This window comes from Vibrio sp. 2134-1, from assembly GCF_033339495.1.
In genome coordinates, this window is the sequence record NZ_JAWOUS010000017.1 from 40,901 (window position 1) to 58,917 (window position 18,017).

An 18,017-nucleotide genomic window follows, 5' to 3' on the forward strand; every position below is an offset into this window, starting at 1 on the left:
TGGCGCGTCCTGGAGGATTCGAACCTCCGACCGCCTGGTTCGTAGCCAGGTACTCTATCCAGCTGAGCTAAGGACGCGCAGATCTTCTTGCTAAGAAGTTGTGAAGTAAATCACATTCATTTCTTACGAAACAAAAAAAAGGCCATCGGGCCAGTCAATGAATGGCGGTGAAGGAGGGATTCGAACCCTCGATACGGGATAAACCGTATACTCCCTTAGCAGGGGAGCGCCTTCAGCCTCTCGGCCACCTCACCGTTTTCATTGTTATATCTCAAAAGAGATATGGCGCGTCCTGGAGGATTCGAACCTCCGACCGCCTGGTTCGTAGCCAGGTACTCTATCCAGCTGAGCTAAGGACGCACTTTTTGTTGATAAATCAACGTTGCAAGAATGGCGGTGAAGGAGGGATTCGAACCCTCGATACGGGATAAACCGTATACTCCCTTAGCAGGGGAGCGCCTTCAGCCTCTCGGCCACCTCACCGTCTTGCGGAGGCACATATTACGTTTTACCGAAAATATGTCAAACACTTTCTTTGAAAAAATCTACGAAACTGGCTTAACCGTTGCTGATTTAATCAAAGTGACTATTAAACGAACTTTATCACTCTATTATGATGAAAAAAGAGAGTCTTCTCTGAAAAAAAGACATTTATTTTCAAATAACTTTCTGAAGTTCGAATCAACATTATTGATGAATTCACAGCCATACTCAACACAATAGTTTCTGCAAATTTTCAAAAACAGTAAAAACTAAAAAGGCCAACCCTTCGGTTAGCCTTTTTCATTCAAACTAAGCTCTGTAAACAGGAGCGACTTAGTAGTTACCTGAAGCAACGTTGCCATTGCCTTTTTCAGCTTGAATGCGCATGTAGATTTCTTCACGGTGAACTGAAACCTCTTTCGGAGCGTTAACGCCGATACGCACTTGGTTACCTTTAACACCTAGTACAGTTACAGTCACTTCATCACCAATCATCAGTGTTTCGCCTACGCGGCGAGTCAAAATTAGCATTCTTTGCTCCTTGAGTAATCTCTAAATTTTCTTGCTACAAAGCTATTATCCAACAAAAGTTATATTTTCGTAAACTACCTTGTTAGCGAAAATCAGCCTAAAAAGGCATGTTTTTGTTGAATGTTTAATGCTTCACTAGACGTAATGTAAGCATCATGCAGAATGTTTGCTGCTGTATCCACACATTCGGGTGCTAAAACTAGCATCATAGTGAGTGCATTCGTTGCGCTGAAATTGATCTCAATATCTCGCTTTGCCAACAAATCGCATGCGTGCTCTACCATTCCATTGGCCTCAAGCCCCACTGCGGTCAACAGGCTTACCACTTCACTATTACGGATTTTGTCGCTGAACACCAGATCGAACTTGGCACATGCATCTTGTTTTATCATGATACCTGCCCGTTCTGTTTCCTCGATCACATTCCAAATGTCGATACCCAACATCTGACATTGTTTTGTAGCACTAGATAAATGTTCTTTATCGACTTCGATTATGGCAAGGTCACGTTGAATGGCTATACCAGAGACGGCTTGATTGCCTAACTCCCCCTTTACCAGACTGCCTTCATTAACATCAAATGTCGAAAGCACGCGCAGTGGCACATTATTCTTCCATGCAAATTGCACTGAAGGTAAATGTAATACTTTCGCGCCTCGGCTTGCCATCGCTTCCATGGAAGGAAAATCGATAACCGCCAATTTTCGCGCGTTTTTCACTACACGTGGGTCACAAGTATAAATACCATCAACGTCGGTAAAGATTTGACACTCATCAGCGCGCAATGCGCCTGCCAGTGCCACTGCGCTCGTATCTGAGCCACCTCGACCTAATGTGGTGATATCCCCGTTCTCATTCACACCTTGAAAGCCTGCAACAATCACGATTTGGTCTTGCTCAAGCAATCCCAGAATTGTCTTAGTATCAATGTGTTTAATCGTTGCGTCATTGTGTTGATTATCCGTCACAATATTCGCCTGTGCTCCGGTAAGCGAGCGTGCAGCATGACCCAATTTATTGAGTGTCATTGCTAACAGTGCCATTGACACTTGCTCACCAGCAGAGAGCAAAACATCAAGTTCTCGAGCTGTAGGCACGCTATCTATCTGTTTAGCGAGGTCCATCAGTCTGTTTGTTTCGCCTGACATTGCAGACACGACAACAACAACTTGATTGCCATCATTTTTCGCCTTAATGATGTGTTCAGCAACTTGGTGGATTCTTTCAATTGAACCCACGGAGGTTCCGCCAAACTTTTGCACGATAAGGGGCTTTTTCACCAGTCTTCACCTTCCCAAGACCGAAGTCTCTTTAGAACTGCTTACATCGTCAGTATTTCCTTTTAGAAAAATTATATAAGCAGTAGTTACAACAAAAACCAAATAGCCTAAATGACTCGGTTAACTTTTGGTCAATTAAACCACTTGGCTGCTAAAAAAAATTACGCTCAATCAAAGAAACTTGATTGAGCGTAATTTTAGTAGTTAAAAGCTTATAAGCGCTCTTCTAACCAAGGCTGAACTGTTTTAATTGCCTCTGGTAGTGCGGCTACATCAGTACCACCAGCTTGAGCCATGTCAGGACGACCACCGCCCTTACCACCGACTTGCTCAGCAATCATCTTAACTAGATCACCAGCTTTTACTTTACCAGTTAGATCTTTAGTCACACCAGCAATCAGGCCAACCTTGTCACCTGTTACGTTAGCAAGCAGTACGACACCAGACCCCATTTGGTTCTTGATGTCATCAACCATAGTACGTAGGTTCTTGCTGTCAGCGCCTTCAAGAGCTGCGACTAGAACTTTTGTACCATTGACTTCAACCGCTTTGCCCATGATGTTAGCGCTTTCTGCTGCCGCCATCTTATCTTTTAGCTTCTGCACTTCTTTCTCTAGCGCTTTTGCTTTCTGTGCAGATTCTGCCAGTTTCTCTTCGTACTTCGCGTTTTGAGCTTCAATCGCGTCTAATGCAGCCTCGCCTGTTACCGCTTCAATACGTCGAATACCTGCAGCAATGCCGCTTTCTGAAGTGATTTTGAATAGGCCAATATCACCTGTGCTTGATGCGTGAATACCACCGCAAAGCTCTGTCGAGAAGTCACCCATAGACAGTACGCGTACTTCGTCATCGTACTTCTCACCAAACAGTGCCATTGCGCCTTTCTTCTTAGCAGACTCAATGTCCATCACGTTGGTTTCAATCGTGTGGTTGCGACGAATTTGCGCGTTAACTAGACGCTCAACTTCTTTCAGTTCTGCTGCAGTTACGGCTTCTAGGTGTGAGAAGTCGAAACGTAGGTTGTCTGCCTTCACCAATGAGCCTTTCTGCGTTACGTGCTCACCTAAAACTTGGCGTAGTGCTGCGTGTAGCAAGTGCGTTGCTGAGTGGTTTAGAGAGATAGCTGCGCGACGCTCTGCGTCAACGATAGTTGCTACTTCATCACCTTTCGCTAGAACGCCTTCTGCCATTACACCGTGGTGCGCGATTGCGTTACCTAGTTTTTGAGTGTCCTCAACGCGGAATACACCAGACTCAGTACGGATTTCACCAGCGTCACCACACTGACCGCCTGACTCTGCGTAGAATGGTGTTTCACCAAGTACGATGATTGCTTTGTCGCCCGCAGATAGCGAATCTACTTCGTTGCCTTCAACGAACATCGCTGCTACAGAACTAGAGCCTTTAGTACCTGTGTAACCACAGAATTCTGTTTGCGTATCAACTTTGATTGCTGCGTTATAGTCAGTACCGAAGTTACCCGCTTCACGCGCACGTTGACGCTGCTCTTCCATCGCTTTCTCGAAACCTTCTTCGTCGATTGCGAACTCACGCTCACGTGCTACGTCGTTAGTTAAGTCAGCTGGGAAGCCGTAAGTATCGTAAAGTTTAAATACGGTTTCGCCGTCTAGTACTTTACCGTCTAGGTTATCTAGTGCTTCGTTTAGAATCGCCATACCGCGCTCAAGTGTACGACCAAAGTTTTCTTCTTCGATACGCAGTACTTTTTCAACCACAGCTTGTTGACGCTTCAGCTCTTCACCAGCCGTACCCATGATGTCAGCTAGAACGCCAACCAACTTGTGGAAGAATGCACCTTGTGCGCCCAGCTTGTTACCGTGACGAACTGCACGACGGATGATACGGCGTAATACGTAACCTCGACCTTCGTTTGAAGGCATAACACCATCCACGATCAGGAATGAACATGAACGGATGTGGTCAGCGATAACGCGTAGTGATTGGTTTGATAGGTCTTCGTAACCGATCACTTCTGCTGCTGCTTTGATAAGAGCTTGGAATACATCGATTTCGTAGTTTGAGTGAACGCCCTGCATGATTGCAGAGATACGCTCGATACCCATACCAGTATCTACCGATGGTTTTGGTAGCGGTTCCATAGTGCCGTCTGCGTGACGGTTGAACTGCATGAATACGTTGTTCCAGATCTCGATGAAACGGTCACCATCTTCTTCAGGCGTGCCAGGACGGCCACCCCAGATGTGCTCACCGTGATCGTAGAAGATTTCAGTACATGGACCACAAGGGCCAGTGTCGCCCATTTGCCAGAAGTTATCAGACTCGTACGGCTTGCCGCCTTCTTTATCACCAATGCGAACAATACGATCAGCGGGTACGCCAACTTTCTTGTTCCAGATGTCAAACGCTTCGTCATCGGTTTCGTAAACAGTTACCAATAAACGATCCGCTGGCAGTTTAAGAACTTCGGTTAGGAATTCCCAAGCAAAGGAGATCGCATCTTCTTTGAAGTAATCGCCAAAGCTGAAGTTGCCTAACATTTCAAAGAATGTGTGGTGACGAGCAGTAAAGCCAACATTTTCTAGGTCGTTATGTTTACCACCAGCACGTACGCAACGCTGAGCCGTAGTCGCTCGAGTGTAGGCTCGTTTTTCTAAGCCTAAGAAACAATCTTTAAATTGGTTCATACCTGCGTTTGTGAACAGCAGGGTTGGGTCGTTATGTGGAACTAACGATGAACTTTCTACGATTTGGTGTCCTTTGCTCTCAAAGAACTTGAGGAACGCGTTACGAACCTCATCAGTGCTCATGTACATGCAGCTCTTCCTGAAAATAGTCGAGTTAGAATTTTGCCGTATTGTAGATCATGCAAACAGCTGAGACTAGTTTTCTTGAGGAAAAGAGGGAGTAGGAGAAAAAATTTGAAGCAAAACAAAAATCAGTGCGGACGACTGACCGTTAATCTTCGTCCTCAAAGTTCAGCGCGTAGCTGATTTGGTCAAAACTGTAGCCGCGATACTGCAGAAAACGAACTTGTTTTGCGTACTCTTTTTGGTCTTTGGCTTTAATACCTTTGAATTTCTTTTCTGCCGCCTGTTTAGCCAGCTCAAACCAATCTTGCGGCTCTTCAGCCATAGCTTGCTCAATCACCGATTCCGCAACACGCTTCTGGTTTAACTCTTGACGAATTCGACGCTCTCCATGTCCTTTGTATACATGCTGTCTAATTTGACTCTTCGCGTAACGTAAATCATCTAAATAGTTATGGTCTAGGCAAAAATTAATTGCGATGTCGATGTCTGATTCTTCATAGCCCTTCATCGATAATTTTTGGTAAAGCTCATACTGACCATGATCGCGACGGCTAAGCAATTGTATAGCAGCCTCTTTGCTCGATAATGTTGGCGCCTGGCGTTTTTGGTACATGATGATCCTAAAAGTATTTTTGCTGTACAGGCTCTCAATGGCCTTTGTGATAATTCGATTTTTGATTTCAATAGATACAACAAAGCCCCGCATTGCAGGGCTTTGTCATTTATTAATCTATGAGAGATTAAAACTCTTCAGCTTGCTCTGGCGCTTCACCAGCTTCAGGCGCTTCCGCAAGTGCTGGCGCTAGCAACATTTCACGCAGTTTTGTATCGATAGTTTTAGCCACTTCAGGGTGCTCACGCAGGTAGTTACATGCATTAGCTTTACCTTGACCAATCTTATCGCCATTGTAGCTATACCAAGCACCGGCTTTTTCAACTAACTTGTGCTTCACACCTAGATCGACAAGTTCACCTTCGCGGTTAAAGCCTTGGCCGTACATGATTTGTGTGTTTGCTTCTTTAAATGGTGCTGCAATCTTATTCTTAACAACTTTGATGCGCGTTTCGTTACCTACGACTTCGTCACCTTCTTTGATTGCGCCAGTACGACGGATATCTAGACGAACAGAAGCGTAGAACTTAAGTGCGTTACCACCTGTTGTTGTTTCTGGGTTACCAAACATCACACCAATCTTCATACGGATTTGGTTGATGAAGATACACATACAGTTAGACTGCTTTAGGTTACCCGTTAGCTTACGCATTGCTTGAGAAAGCATACGTGCTTGCAGACCCATGTGGCTATCGCCCATTTCGCCTTCGATTTCTGCTTTCGGTGTTAGTGCTGCGACAGAGTCGACAACCATAACATCGATAGCACCAGAACGTGCAAGTGCGTCACAGATCTCTAGCGCTTGCTCACCTGTGTCTGGCTGAGAAACTAGCAATGCATCGATATCAACGCCAAGTTTCTTCGCGTATACAGGATCTAGAGCGTGCTCTGCATCGATAAACGCACACGTTTTGCCTTCACGTTGCGCAGCAGCAATAAGCTCAAGCGTTAATGTTGTTTTACCTGAAGATTCTGGGCCGTAGATTTCTACGATACGACCCATTGGTAGACCACCAGCACCCAAAGCGATATCAAGAGAAAGAGAACCCGTTGAGATGGTTTCTACGTCCATTGCGCGGTTATCACCAAGGCGCATGATAGAGCCTTTACCGAATTGCTTTTCAATTTGACCTAGCGCAGCGGCGAGCGCTTTCTGTTTGTTCTCGTCCATTACTTTCTCCGATTTATTCATCTTCTTTGGGCGACGAATAGTAATTCATTTTTCTTAAGCAGAAGAACTGCTCAGCAATGAAAGTTATTATACTGTTGATTCATACAGTGTCCATACCTGTATGAAAAAAATTTGGCTGACCTAAAGTCATGATTTGCTCTAGCCCTTATCAATGCTGGGCTAAAACAAGTTAAGAAATTCTAGAGCAGATGTTGATACAATTGAGTCAACGCGTGCTCGACCGCTTTTTTGCGAACTTCTGCACGGTCACCAGAGAAATGCATGGTTTCTACTTGCTGCCAACTTTGGTTATCAGCAAAAGCAAAGCAGACCATACCGACTGGTTTCTCTTCACTGCCACCACCCGGCCCTGCAATACCACTGATGGATACACCGATGGTGGCATTTGAGTTTTTAATTGCACCCTGTACCATTTCAATCACAACTGGCTCACTCACTGCACCATGCGCTTCTAACGTTGAAGCTTGCACACCAAGCATCTCCATTTTCGCTTCATTACTGTAGGTGACGAACGCACGGTCAAGCCACGCTGAACTACCAGCAATGTCAGTAATGGCGGTTGCAACACCACCACCTGTGCATGATTCTGCGGTTGTTAAAACATGCCCGTGTTTAGCCAATAATGCGCCTAAATCGGCACTCAATTTTGTTGTTTTTTCCATAGCCAAAATGCCCTTTGTCTCTTTTTACTTGATAGGGATTCACGTATCCTAAGCCGCTACGGAAATAAACAAAAGAACTTACCTGTGAAAGCTGAACAAAAACACACTCCGATGATGCAGCAATACCTCAAGCTAAAGGCTGAGAACCCAGAGATTTTGCTGTTCTACCGCATGGGCGATTTCTACGAACTCTTTTACGATGATGCCAAGCGAGCTTCTCAGCTTCTTGATATTTCATTGACCAAACGTGGTGCGTCTGCAGGTGAACCTATCCCAATGGCGGGTGTGCCATTTCACGCCGTAGAGGGCTACCTGGCAAAACTTGTTCAGCTTGGTGAGTCTGTGGCGATCTGTGAACAGATTGGCGATCCGGCCACCAGCAAGGGCCCGGTAGAACGTAAAGTTGTGCGTATCGTGACACCAGGTACTGTGACGGATGAAGCGCTGCTTTCTGAGCGTGTCGATAACTTAATCGCAGCAATTTACCATCACAACGGTAAGTTCGGTTATGCGACGCTGGATGTCACCTCTGGTCGCTTCCAACTGACAGAACCAGAAACTGAAGAAGCGATGACAGCCGAGCTTCAACGCACTGCACCACGTGAGCTACTGTTCCCAGAAGATTTTGAACCTGTACATTTAATGGCGAGCCGCAATGGTAACCGTCGTCGCCCAGTCTGGGAATTTGAGCTTGATACGGCTAAGCAACAACTCAATCAACAATTTGGCACAAAAGATCTGGTTGGTTTTGGTGTAGAACATGCGTCCTTAGGGTTATGTGCTGCTGGTTGTTTGATCCAGTACGTAAAAGATACTCAACGTACGGCTTTACCTCATATTCGCTCTTTAACGTTTGATCATCAGGATCAATCCGTCATCCTTGATGCTGCTACCCGACGTAATCTGGAAATTACTCAAAATCTAGCAGGCGGAACCGATAACACGCTCGCTGCAGTACTCGACCATTGTGCTACTCCGATGGGCAGCCGAATGCTGAAGCGTTGGTTGCATCAGCCTATGCGTTGCATTGAAACGTTAAACAATCGTCTTGATGCGATTGGTGAGATTAAAGAACAAGCTCTGTTTGCCGATCTTCAACCAACGTTAAAGCAAATTGGTGATATTGAACGTATCTTAGCGCGCCTTGCATTACGCTCTGCTCGCCCTCGCGATATGGCTAGACTTCGCAATGCCATGCAACAGCTACCAGAGCTAGAATCTGTCACCGCTTCTTTGACCCATCCGTACCTAACGAAATTGGCGAAGTATGCAGCTCCGATTGACGAAGTATGTGACCTGTTAGAGCGCGCGATTAAAGAAAATCCGCCGGTTGTTATTCGTGATGGTGGCGTCATCGCTGAAGGCTACAATGCGGAGCTCGATGAATGGCGAAAATTGGCAGATGGTGCAACAGAATACCTTGAGCAGCTTGAGCGAGATGAGCGTGAACGACACGGTATCGATACGCTTAAAGTAGGCTATAACAACGTTCATGGCTTCTTTATCCAAGTAAGCCGTGGCCAGAGCCATTTGGTTCCACCGCATTATGTACGTCGCCAAACACTCAAAAACGCTGAACGCTACATCATTCCAGAGCTTAAGGAACACGAAGACAAAGTACTTAACTCGAAATCTAAAGCGTTAGCACTTGAGAAACAGTTGTGGGAAGAACTGTTTGATCTATTGATGCCAAACCTTGAGAAGCTGCAAAACCTAGCTTCTGCTCTGTCTCAACTGGATGTATTACAAAACCTAGCAGAGCGTGCAGATTCGTTAGATTACTGCCGCCCAACGCTTGTGAAAGACGCAGGAATTCACATTCAAGCTGGTCGTCATCCAGTCGTAGAACAAGTAACAACAGAGCCGTTCATCGCGAACCCAATTGAGCTTAACCCAGCCCGTAAGATGTTGATCATCACCGGTCCAAACATGGGTGGTAAATCAACCTACATGCGTCAAACTGCGCTGATTGCATTGATGGCACATATCGGCTCTTATGTACCGGCAGAATCCGCACAGATTGGTTCTTTAGATCGTATATTTACTCGTATTGGTGCGTCAGATGATCTTGCATCTGGCCGCTCGACCTTCATGGTAGAAATGACCGAAACAGCCAATATTCTTCACAACGCAACTAAGAATAGTTTGGTGCTAATGGATGAAATCGGACGTGGCACTAGTACTTACGACGGTCTGTCTTTAGCTTGGGCAAGTGCGGAATGGCTCGCAACACAAATTGGTGCGATGACCCTATTTGCAACTCACTACTTCGAATTAACAGAGTTACCGAACCAACTGCCAAGCTTAGCGAACGTTCACTTGGATGCCGTAGAACATGGAGACAGCATTGCCTTTATGCACGCAGTTCAAGAAGGTGCGGCAAGTAAGTCTTACGGCTTGGCTGTTGCGGGCTTAGCTGGCGTACCAAAAACGGTCATCAAAAATGCGCGTAACAAGCTATCTCAGCTAGAGCAACTGGGGCAAAACAGTGACACACCGCGTCCAAGTGCAGTAGATGTGGCCAACCAGTTGAGCCTGATTCCAGAGCCTAGCGAGGTCGAACAAGCTCTGTCAGGTATTGATCCTGACGACTTAACGCCACGCCAAGCTCTTGAAGAGCTGTATCGCTTGAAGAAGATGCTGTAAACAGACTCACACCGACGAGCAAAAAAGAAAAAAGGCTATGGGGAACCATAGCCTTTTGTGTATCTAGTGAAATACGGATTACTTAATCGTCTTCTACGTTAAACAAGTTTTCCATATTCAAACCTTGTTTGATTAGGACTTCACGAAGACGACGTAAACCTTCCACTTGTATTTGACGTACTCGCTCACGTGTCAGACCAATCTCTCGACCAACTTCTTCCAGCGTCGAAGGCTCGTAGCCTAGTAGGCCGAAGCGACGTGCAAGCACTTCTTTCTGTTTCGGATTCAACTCTTCTAACCAATGAATCAACGATGATTTGATGTCGTCATCTTGAGTCGAAACTTCTGGATCAGAGTTGTTTGCATCAGGAATAATATCCAGCAGCGCTTTCTCACCGTCACCACCGATTGGCGTGTCGACAGAGCTAATACGCTCATTAAGGCGTAACATTTTGCTTACGTCTTCGACTGGAATATCTAATTGAGCAGCAATTTCTTCTGCGGTCGGTTCGTGATCGAGCTTTTGAGAAAGTTCACGCGCAGTACGCAGATAAATGTTCAGCTCTTTCACTACGTGGATAGGTAGACGGATCGTGCGAGTTTGGTTCATCAACGCTCGCTCTATCGTTTGTCGGATCCACCATGTTGCGTAAGTAGAGAAACGGAAACCACGTTCTGGGTCGAATTTTTCGACCGCTCGGATCAAGCCGAGGTTACCTTCTTCAATCAGATCGAGTAGTGCTAGACCACGGTTACTGTATCGACGAGAAATCTTAACAACCAAACGTAGGTTACTTTCGATCATACGTTTGCGTGCCGCTTCGTCGCCACGTAGGGCGCGTCTTGCGTAAAGCACTTCTTCTTCGGCAGTAAGTAAAGGTGAGAAGCCAATTTCGCCCAAATACAACTGAGTTGCATCTAAGCTTTTACTGCTCGCGTCAAATTCTTCACGCGCAGTCGCTTTGCTTTCTGTGGATGATGATCTTTCGAGTTCGTTATCAATGGTCTTCACTGACGCATTGTCAAATGCAAACTCTTCAACTTTGGTTACTGTGTTGCTGATACTCATAACGCCTCCCCCTGGCGAGTTAGCAAGACATGACAACTCAATATGTCGCTAAATGATGTCGCAAGTTGTTTTTCAAAGTTTTAAGGCAAATAGCGCTTTGGATTCACTGATTTACCTTGATAGCGAATTTCAAAGTGTAGTTTGACCGACTTTGCACCTGAACTACCCATGGTGGCGATTTTTTGTCCGCTTTTTACGCTTTGTCCTTCTGTGACCAGCAGTTTGTCATTGTGTGCGTATGCGCTTAAATAATTGTCGTTATGCTTTACTATAATTAAGTTGCCATAACCTCGTAGCGCATTGCCTGAATAAACGACTGTGCCGGCTGCGGTTGAAACGATAGGTTGACCACGCTGTCCTGCGATGTCGATACCTTTATTTCCCTGTTCTCCCGCCGAAAAGTTCTTGATTACTCTCCCTTTTGTTGGCCACAACCACTTTGAGACTTTATCACTCTTTGCTGTGGTAGTTGGCGCTTTTTGCTTCACTTTTTGGTTATCTTTTGAACCAACATACTCCTTTGTTTTCGATTGTTCAACCTTCTTTGGAGGCTGTTTTTGTACGACTTTAGGCTTAGTCTCTGTAGGTTTTTGACTAGAGTTTTTACTCGAAGGTTTAGGTTTAGAGGCTGTTGATGTTTTCGTCACTGGAGCTGGGGGGGTCGTAACAACAGGAGCCACAACGGGTTCAACTTTTTGACCATATTTAGGGGCGACATATTTCGGAGCCCAAAGTTTTAGCCTCTGTCCTGGGTAGATAGTGTAAGGCTGAGTTAACTCATTGTAACGAACAAGATCATTTACATCTTTATCTGTGACATAAGCTATGAAGTAAAGCGTATCGCCTTTTTTTACCTCATAATAACTCCCTCTGTAACTCCCTCTTTCAAGGCTTGAATAGTCTTTTTTTAGGCTAGAGACAGGTGCAGGGGAATGCGCTGCACAACCAACTAGTCCTGCAGCAAACACAAAGCTAATACCAATATGACGTAGTAACTTATTCACCTATCCCTAACCCTTAAGCTAAATCACCCGCAACCAGAGGTACGAACCGAACCATTTCTACAACGGTAGAGAGATATTCGTCTCCCTTACGCTCTATTTTTAATAACTGTTGCTCCGTATCTCCAACAGGAATGACCATTTTGCCGCCATCTCTTAATTGTGAGAGAAGAGCTTGGGGAATCACTTTAGCGGCAGCGGTAACAATGATAGCATCGAAAGGACCTCGCGCTTCCCAGCCCTGCCACCCATCAGCATGCTTAGTTGAAACATTGTAGATATCCAATTGCTTCAGGCGACGCTTTGCTTCCCATTGCAACGATTTAATTCGCTCAACGGAGTATACATGATCAACAATTTGCGCCAGTACCGCGGTTTGATAACCCGATCCCGTTCCGATTTCCAGAACACGACTCGCCGGCTCTAGCTCAAGCAACTCGGTCATACGAGCAACGATATAAGGCTGAGAAATAGTTTGTCCCTGACCAATTGGTAACGCATTGTTATCATAGGCTTGGTGCATCATCGCTTGAGAAACAAAGCTTTCTCGTGGCAAGCGTTGGATAGCATCCAGAACTCTTTGGTCTTTGATGCCACTGGAGATAAGAAACGCTATCAACCTGTCAGCATGTGGGTTACTCATTACTTCTCTTCCTTTAACCAACTATCCATAGCACGCAGCGACTCGTGAGCGGTGAGATCAACTTGCAGAGGCGTCATTGAAACTCGGCCATGCTCAATTGCATAAAAGTCCGTGCCCTCTCCTGCATCTTGCTCCTTTCCTGGTGGCCCTAACCAATAAATGTCATGGCCTCTCGGATCTTTCTGCTTGATCATATTCTCTGCGTGATGACGTGCACCTAAACGCGTAACTTCAATTTCACCTAAATTCTCTGATGGTAAGTCAGGCACGTTTACGTTCAGTAGACGATTCGTTGGAATCGGCGACGCTAAATGCTGTTGTACAATTTGACGTGCAATTTTAGCGGCGGATTCGAAATGTCGCTTACCCACTAGTGAAAAAGCCACCGACTGAACGCCAAGGAAATGACCTTCCATGGCGGCTGCTACTGTTCCAGAATAAAGAACATCATCACCCAAATTAGCGCCATGGTTGATTCCTGACAGAACAAGATCAGGCAAATCATCTTTCATTAGCTCATTCAGCGCGAAATGCACACAATCCGTGGGCGTGCCTTGCACTGAGTAGATATTTGGGGCAATTTCAGTCACGCGTAATGGTTGTTCTAATGTGAGTGAATTCGAAGCACCTGAACGATTTCGATCAGGTGCGACAATGGTCACTTCGGCGATATCTCTCAACTCATCAGCGAGGGCATGAATCCCTTGTGCATGAACACCATCATCATTGCTGATTAAGACTCTTAAGGGCTTCGGGTTTCGTGAATCCTGTTCCATTAGTATTCTCTTTCTACTTCAACCTCATTAACTAACTCACGAACAATAGAGGTCGCAAAAGATCCCGCATCCAGTGAGAAAGTCAGCGTAATGTTGTTACCTTCAACCGTCCAAGCTAAATCTTTTGGCTTCAGCGCAATATCGCGACGATCGTGGCGCATGCGATTACCACGAATCAGCGCCATGAGGTAAGGCTCTTCGTCTAAAAATGGTTGCTCTAATGCCATAGCCTCGGCTTGAGTAGGCAGTGCATTATCGCCAGCAAGCGCAGCGGTAATTGCCGCTTCACCTTGTGCAAATTGTACTTGCAAATCAGTGATGTTGTTTGCATCAATCAACTGAGTGCCAGAATTCGTCTGTGCAATGTCACCATCAATGAACTTATCAAACACACCATTCTCTAGACGAGCTGAAACGATGCGGTTGAAAATCCACGAACGAGCCGCTGATAAATACATGCTTCGCTTGTTTTGATTGCGGGTACGGACGTTTTCGCGTCCCCATCGACGTGCTTCTTCAAGGTTGTTGCCATCGTTACCAAAACGCTGACTACCAAAGTAGTTTGGCACGCCAACTTGTTTCACTTTTTCAAGACGTTGCTCTACATCCGCTATATCTGTCACTTCAGACAAAGTAACCACGAACTCGTTCCCTACTAGGTCACCAGGACGCAGTTTTTTATTGTGACGATCTGTTGCAAGGATTTCGATACTTGGGTATTGAGCCAAAAACGCTGAAAAATCTGGCGTTTCACCTTTCGGTAAATGGACACTTAACCACTGTTCCGTCACCGCATGACGGTCTTTAAGACCCGCCCAGCTAACGTCTTTCGACTTAACACCACAGGCTTTTGCTAACTCGTTAGCAACGAAGCTGGTGTTCTCGCCCGTTTTACGGATACGAACCATTAAGTGCTCGCCTTCGCCCGTAAAGGCAAAACCTAAATCTTCGCGAACCTGAAAATGCTCTGGCTGCGCTTTGATTTTTGCCGATGCAATTGGCTTACCTGTTAGGTAAGCCAATGAAGATAAAATGTCTGACATGATGTGTTTCCGCTGATATCACAGCTTAGAGGAGCAAATTGCTAGTTATTGCTTAAACAGAAGTACAACGGCTTCCGTTGCAATGCCTTCTTTGCGTCCAGTAAAACCGAGACGTTCTGTCGTCGTCGCTTTTACGTTAATGTTACTAATGTCGGTTTCTAGGTCTTCGGCTATCGCCGCACACATTGCGTCAATGTGTGGTGCCATTTTAGGCGCTTGTGCCATGATGGTTACATCAGCATTGCCAAGACGGTAGCCTTGCTCTTTAACTCGACGGTAAACGTCTTTCAGTAATTCACGACTGTTTGCGCCTTTCCATTTATCATCCGTATCTGGGAAATGACGACCAATATCGCCGGCAGCAATCGCGCCCAGCAGAGCATCCGTTAATGCATGCAACGCTACATCGCCATCTGAGTGAGCAATCAAACCTTGCTCATAAGGGATTGCTACACCACCAATAATGACTGGGCCTTCACCACCGAATTTATGTACATCGAAACCATGACCAATTCGAATCATTTTCTATCCTTTCTTTGTTCGCCGCGCTCACGGCTTAGATAAAACTCGGCTAACGCAAGATCTTCTGGCTGAGTGATTTTTATATTGTTCGCATTCCCTTGAACTAAGGCTGGCTTCTCGCCTAGCCATTCCAAAGCCGAGGCTTCATCGGTAATGGTTACACCCTGTTCTAATGCGTCAGCCAGTGCTTGAGTAAGCTGCTGAGTTTTAAACATTTGTGGAGTCAGTGCATGCCACAATGCTTCTCTATCTACCGTATGGTCGATATCTTGTACTGCGTTTGCTCGCTTCATTGTATCTCTCACAGGAGATGCGAGAATGCCACCCGTTGAGTGGGCGCAGCAAACATCAATCAAACGGTCAATGTCGGATGTTAATACACATGGCCTTGCAGCGTCGTGAACTAATACCCACTCGCTTTCCAGGTGCTCATTGACATAGTTTAGCCCTGATAACACAGAGTCTGCTCTTTCTTTACCACCAGCTACACGAATCACATCTGGGTGCTTAGCAATGGACAATTCTGGGTAATATGGGTCGCCGTCAGTAACAGCAACGACAACCTTAGAAATATTTGGGTGAGAAAGCAGTTTCTCTACGGTATGTTCCAGTACCGCTTTACCTTCGATCAATAAATATTGCTTAGGGCGATCTGCCTTCATTCTGCTCCCTACACCAGCAGCAGGCACAATTGCGATATGCGATGAGTTCATATCCAACATTTTAATGGTTTTCCTCACCTATAATGCGGTAAAAAGTCTCGCCATCTTTAACTAAACCGAGCTCATGACGCGCACGTTCTTCAATCGCATCAAGACCTTGCCTTAAGTCATCAATCTCAGCGAACATTTCATTGTTGCGAGCTTGTAGCTTGCTGTTCACTTGTTGCTGAACTTCAATTTCATCTTTTACTGTGTAGTAGTCAGACACTCCGTTTTTACCAAACCATAGAGTGTATTGAAGCAAGCCAAACAGTAGCGTAAGGGCTATAACAAAGATTCGCATATCGCTGCTAACATTCTGTACCGGAAGGAATTAGATAAGGTGACATATATAGCATAAATGCGAGGTTGCCTCTAGGGGAGAAAGGGAGACTCACACGCTCCTTACAAGAAATAAGCAGCAAAATGAAACAAGCTCATAGGAAGCGATCCTTACCCATGACCAAAGTAAGAGCCAAAAATACAAACCTATAAATACAAAAAAACCACCGTAGCGATGGTTTCAAAAAGCTATTTAGCGAAACTTTACTCAATAAGAATTAAGCTTGATCTTTAACTTCTTTGAGACCGCTTACTTGAAACATGGAGGAGTGCGCTCACTTAGCGCTTCCGTTATATAAAGAAACACCCCGCCAAGGCAGGGTGTTTTTAAAAGCTTTAAGATAAGCCGTTAACTCAGTTAAGAATTAAGCCTGACCTTTAACTTCTTTAAGACCGTTGAAAGGAGCGCGCTCACCTAGAGCTTCCTCGATACGGATTAGCTGGTTGTACTTAGCAACACGGTCAGAACGGCTCATAGAACCAGTTTTGATTTGACCTGCTGCTGTACCTACCGCTAGGTCAGCGATAGTTGCATCTTCAGTTTCGCCAGAACGGTGAGAGATTACTGCTGTGTAACCTGCGTCTTTAGCCATCTTGATTGCAGCTAGAGTCTCAGTTAGAGAACCGATTTGGTTGAACTTGATAAGGATAGAGTTAGCTATGCCTTTCTCGATACCTTCAGCAAGGATCTTAGTGTTAGTAACGAATAGATCGTCACCTACTAGTTGAAGCTTGTCACCTAGTAGTTCAGTTTGGTGCTTGAAGCCATCCCAGTCAGACTCGTCTAGACCGTCTTCGATAGAAACGATTGGGAATTGGTTAGCTAGCTCAGCTAGGTAGTGGTTGAACTCTTCAGAAGTGAAAGTTTTACCTTCGCCTTTCATGTTGTAGATGCCAGCTTCTTTGTCGAAGAACTCAGATGCAGCACAGTCCATAGCTAGAGTAACGTCTTTACCTAGTTCGTAACCAGCAGCTGCAACAGCTTCTGCGATAACTTCTAGAGCTTCAGCGTTAGATTTAAGGTTAGGAGCGAAACCACCTTCATCACCAACTGCAGTGCTGTAGCCTTTAGACTTAAGAACTTTAGCTAGGTTGTGGAATACTTCTGCACCGATACGTAGACCTTCTTTAAGAGTCTTAGCGCCAACTGGTTGGATCATGAACTCTTGGATGTCAACGTTGTTGTCTGCGTGCTCGCCACCGTTGATGATGTTCATCATTGGTAGAGGCATAGAGAACTGACCTGCAGTGCCGTTTAGCTCAGCGATGTGCTCGTATAGAGGCATGCCTTTCGCAGCAGCAGCAGCTTTAGCGTTTGCTAGAGAAACAGCTAGGATAGCGTTAGCACCGAATTTAGATTTGTTTTCAGTGCCGTCTAGTTCGATCATTACTGCGTCGATTGCAGCTTGGTCTTTAGCGTCTTTGCCAACTAGAGCTTCAGCGATTGGGCCGTTTACAGCTTCAACTGCTTTAAGAACACCTTTACCTAGGAAACGTGCTTTGTCACCGTCACGTAGCTCAAGAGCTTCGCGAGAACCAGTAGATGCGCCAGATGGAGCTGCCGCCATACCTACGAAACCGCCTTCTAGGTGTACTTCAGCTTCTACAGTTGGGTTACCACGTGAGTCGATGATTTCACGACCTAGAACTTTAACGATCTTAGACATTAATGTTTCCTCTCGTTTCAAATATAAATGTCAATCTTAAAGGGCAGCAGCACA

At 45.5% G+C, this 18,017-nt stretch carries 16 protein-coding genes and 4 tRNA genes; 1 reads left to right on the forward strand and 19 read right to left on the reverse strand.

What is annotated here, in order from left to right:
• The 10 genes from R7R78_RS17765 to pncC all read right to left on the reverse strand — a co-directional run bounded on the left by R7R78_RS17765 (position 1) and on the right by pncC (position 7,553).
• Positions 1 to 77 (reverse strand) — tRNA-Arg (locus tag R7R78_RS17765).
• 85 nt (positions 78 to 162) lie between these two features.
• Positions 163 to 254: transfer RNA gene (locus R7R78_RS17770), tRNA-Ser, on the reverse strand.
• 29 nt (positions 255 to 283) lie between these two features.
• Positions 284 to 360: transfer RNA gene (locus tag R7R78_RS17775), tRNA-Arg, on the reverse strand.
• A gap of 31 nt (positions 361 to 391) precedes the next feature.
• Positions 392 to 483: transfer RNA gene (locus tag R7R78_RS17780), tRNA-Ser, on the reverse strand.
• A 333-nt stretch (positions 484 to 816) separates the two neighbouring features.
• Complete coding sequence (csrA, locus tag R7R78_RS17785; RefSeq protein ID WP_004415691.1) at positions 817 to 1,014, reverse strand: carbon storage regulator CsrA; 198 nt, start codon at positions 1,012 to 1,014, stop codon at positions 817 to 819.
• A 92-nt stretch (positions 1,015 to 1,106) separates the two neighbouring features.
• Entirely contained in the window at positions 1,107 to 2,294 is a 1,188-nt protein-coding gene (locus R7R78_RS17790) for an aspartate kinase (RefSeq protein ID WP_005383803.1), read from the reverse strand.
• Positions 2,295 to 2,506: 212 nt separating this feature from the next.
• Positions 2,507 to 5,089: an alanine--tRNA ligase gene (gene alaS, locus R7R78_RS17795; protein ID WP_005380872.1), complete on the reverse strand. Its 2,583-nt coding sequence runs from the start codon at positions 5,087 to 5,089 to the stop codon at positions 2,507 to 2,509.
• A gap of 142 nt (positions 5,090 to 5,231) precedes the next feature.
• Positions 5,232 to 5,699 (reverse strand): recombination regulator RecX, encoded by a 468-nt coding sequence (gene recX, locus R7R78_RS17800; protein WP_005383799.1) that lies wholly within the window; start codon positions 5,697 to 5,699, stop codon positions 5,232 to 5,234.
• 127 nt (positions 5,700 to 5,826) lie between these two features.
• Positions 5,827 to 6,870, reverse strand: coding sequence for a recombinase RecA (recA, locus tag R7R78_RS17805; RefSeq protein ID WP_005380874.1), 1,044 nt, complete (start codon positions 6,868 to 6,870; stop codon positions 5,827 to 5,829).
• 200 nt (positions 6,871 to 7,070) lie between these two features.
• A complete protein-coding gene (pncC, locus tag R7R78_RS17810; protein WP_005383794.1) occupies positions 7,071 to 7,553 on the reverse strand; it encodes a nicotinamide-nucleotide amidase in 483 nt (160 codons plus the stop codon).
• 84 nt (positions 7,554 to 7,637) lie between these two features.
• On the opposite strand from pncC, the gene mutS reads away from it, so the two are divergent.
• On the forward strand, positions 7,638 to 10,199 hold the full coding sequence (gene mutS, locus R7R78_RS17815; protein WP_017633545.1) for a DNA mismatch repair protein MutS: 2,562 nt from the start codon (positions 7,638 to 7,640) through the stop codon (positions 10,197 to 10,199).
• A gap of 82 nt (positions 10,200 to 10,281) precedes the next feature.
• Here the strand turns inward: mutS and rpoS are convergent, their stop codons facing one another.
• The 9 genes from rpoS to eno all read right to left on the reverse strand — a co-directional run bounded on the left by rpoS (position 10,282) and on the right by eno (position 17,963).
• Positions 10,282 to 11,268, reverse strand: a complete 987-nt coding sequence (rpoS, locus tag R7R78_RS17820; protein ID WP_005380887.1) for an RNA polymerase sigma factor RpoS — start codon at positions 11,266 to 11,268, stop codon at positions 10,282 to 10,284.
• Between the two features lie 80 nt (positions 11,269 to 11,348).
• Entirely contained in the window at positions 11,349 to 12,272 is a 924-nt protein-coding gene (locus R7R78_RS17825; protein WP_017633546.1) for a peptidoglycan DD-metalloendopeptidase family protein, read from the reverse strand.
• 13 nt (positions 12,273 to 12,285) lie between these two features.
• Complete coding sequence (locus R7R78_RS17830) at positions 12,286 to 12,912, reverse strand: protein-L-isoaspartate(D-aspartate) O-methyltransferase (protein ID WP_225474073.1); 627 nt, start codon at positions 12,910 to 12,912, stop codon at positions 12,286 to 12,288.
• The gene (surE, locus tag R7R78_RS17835) at positions 12,912 to 13,688 is read right to left on the reverse strand and encodes a 5'/3'-nucleotidase SurE (protein ID WP_005380894.1); all 777 of its coding nucleotides are present in this window, start codon (positions 13,686 to 13,688) and stop codon (positions 12,912 to 12,914) included. Before surE ends, R7R78_RS17830 begins: the two co-directional genes overlap by 1 nt.
• Entirely contained in the window at positions 13,688 to 14,731 is a 1,044-nt protein-coding gene (gene truD, locus R7R78_RS17840) for a tRNA pseudouridine(13) synthase TruD (RefSeq protein WP_225474074.1), read from the reverse strand. The genes surE and truD overlap by 1 nt, the downstream gene beginning before the upstream one ends.
• A 45-nt stretch (positions 14,732 to 14,776) precedes the next feature.
• Positions 14,777 to 15,253: a 2-C-methyl-D-erythritol 2,4-cyclodiphosphate synthase gene (gene ispF, locus R7R78_RS17845; protein WP_005380896.1), complete on the reverse strand. Its 477-nt coding sequence runs from the start codon at positions 15,251 to 15,253 to the stop codon at positions 14,777 to 14,779.
• Positions 15,250 to 15,975, reverse strand: coding sequence for a 2-C-methyl-D-erythritol 4-phosphate cytidylyltransferase (gene ispD / locus R7R78_RS17850; RefSeq protein WP_005383786.1), 726 nt, complete (start codon positions 15,973 to 15,975; stop codon positions 15,250 to 15,252). The genes ispF and ispD overlap by 4 nt, the downstream gene beginning before the upstream one ends.
• A gap of 1 nt (position 15,976) precedes the next feature.
• Complete coding sequence (ftsB, locus tag R7R78_RS17855; protein ID WP_005380907.1) at positions 15,977 to 16,258, reverse strand: cell division protein FtsB; 282 nt, start codon at positions 16,256 to 16,258, stop codon at positions 15,977 to 15,979.
• 403 nt (positions 16,259 to 16,661) lie between these two features.
• Positions 16,662 to 17,963, reverse strand: coding sequence for a phosphopyruvate hydratase (gene eno, locus R7R78_RS17860; RefSeq protein WP_225474075.1), 1,302 nt, complete (start codon positions 17,961 to 17,963; stop codon positions 16,662 to 16,664).
• Between the last annotated feature and the right edge of the window lie 54 nt (positions 17,964 to 18,017).

Bases quoted from the DNA above. Each gene is read 5' to 3' on its own strand.
- truD (WP_225474074.1), bottom strand. From the start codon at position 14,731: ATGTCAGACATTTTATCTTCATTGGCTTACCTAACAGGTAAGCCAATT.
- alaS (WP_005380872.1), bottom strand. From the start codon at position 5,089: ATGTACATGAGCACTGATGAGGTTCGTAACGCGTTCCTCAAGTTCTTT.
- rpoS (WP_005380887.1), bottom strand. From the start codon at position 11,268: ATGAGTATCAGCAACACAGTAACCAAAGTTGAAGAGTTTGCATTTGAC.
- R7R78_RS17830 (WP_225474073.1), bottom strand. From the start codon at position 12,912: ATGAGTAACCCACATGCTGACAGGTTGATAGCGTTTCTTATCTCCAGT.
- ispF (WP_005380896.1), bottom strand. From the start codon at position 15,253: ATGATTCGAATTGGTCATGGTTTCGATGTACATAAATTCGGTGGTGAA.
- ispD (WP_005383786.1), bottom strand. From the start codon at position 15,975: ATGTTGGATATGAACTCATCGCATATCGCAATTGTGCCTGCTGCTGGT.
- recA (WP_005380874.1), bottom strand. From the start codon at position 6,870: ATGGACGAGAACAAACAGAAAGCGCTCGCCGCTGCGCTAGGTCAAATT.
- pncC (WP_005383794.1), bottom strand. From the start codon at position 7,553: ATGGAAAAAACAACAAAATTGAGTGCCGATTTAGGCGCATTATTGGCT.
- recX (WP_005383799.1), bottom strand. From the start codon at position 5,699: ATGTACCAAAAACGCCAGGCGCCAACATTATCGAGCAAAGAGGCTGCT.
- csrA (WP_004415691.1), bottom strand. From the start codon at position 1,014: ATGCTAATTTTGACTCGCCGCGTAGGCGAAACACTGATGATTGGTGAT.
- surE (WP_005380894.1), bottom strand. From the start codon at position 13,688: ATGGAACAGGATTCACGAAACCCGAAGCCCTTAAGAGTCTTAATCAGC.
- eno (WP_225474075.1), bottom strand. From the start codon at position 17,963: ATGTCTAAGATCGTTAAAGTTCTAGGTCGTGAAATCATCGACTCACGT.
- ftsB (WP_005380907.1), bottom strand. From the start codon at position 16,258: ATGCGAATCTTTGTTATAGCCCTTACGCTACTGTTTGGCTTGCTTCAA.